The sequence below is a fragment of the Herbaspirillum sp. WGmk3 genome (genome assembly GCF_023952535.1).
Lineage (GTDB): Bacteria > Pseudomonadota > Gammaproteobacteria > Burkholderiales > Burkholderiaceae_D > Herbaspirillum > Herbaspirillum huttiense.
On record NZ_JAKYWT010000054.1, the window covers coordinates 1 to 276 of the forward strand.

Consider the following 276-nt stretch of genomic DNA (forward strand, 5'->3'; position numbering starts at 1 on the left):
TTTTTTTTTTTTTTTTATTTTGTTATATTGCATTTATGTTTTTTTAATAAACAAAATATTTATATGGTTTTTTTTTTTTTGGTTGGTGGTGTGGTGTGAGGTTTTTTTTTTGTGGGTTGGTTTGATAATGGGGGGGGAGTGTTTTGTTTGTTTTTTTTTTCTGCGAGCGGGCGCGCCACCCAAAAATTTTTTTTTTTAATTTTTTTCTCAACTCTTTTTTTTTTTTTAAAACAATCCTCCTGCGCTAACCCACCCCCCCCCCCCCCCCCCCCCCCC

At 35.1% G+C, this 276-nt stretch carries 1 protein-coding gene; it reads right to left on the reverse strand.

The genetic code is table 11. The annotated features are described in order from the left end of the window. Positions 1-59: 59 nt before the first annotated feature. On the reverse strand, positions 60-276 hold a 217-nt coding region (locus MKD49_RS26625), incomplete at its 5' end, for a hypothetical protein (protein ID WP_252697727.1).